Genomic DNA, 249 nt, shown 5'->3' with positions numbered 1-249 from the left:
GCTGTAATGAGGTCGCCAAAACCAAACAAGTTATCATAATAACCATTATTGTGAATATATCCACTTATAGGGAAAAACACATCGTGCCCATGAAATGTAACTATTAACGAAGGTTTTAAAAAACCAACTTTTTTAAGAACATCTAATGGGTTTACATTAGTACCATATTGTACATGTATAGCATGAGCTGTATTAAATTGTTTGTAAAAATGTAGTTGATACAGCCAAGTTAAACTAAACTTTGAAAAC

The 249-nt window shown here is 30.5% G+C and carries 1 protein-coding gene; it reads right to left on the bottom strand.

Going from position 1 to position 249, the window contains the following annotated elements; all coding sequences use genetic code 11:
* On the bottom strand, positions 1-249 hold a 249-nt coding region (locus FUA24_RS25110), incomplete at both ends, for a hypothetical protein (RefSeq protein WP_222861338.1).

It is taken from the genome of Seonamhaeicola marinus, from assembly GCF_008085455.1.
Note: the sequence above shows the minus strand (reverse complement) of the source record. Positions and strands in the feature narration are given on the sequence as shown.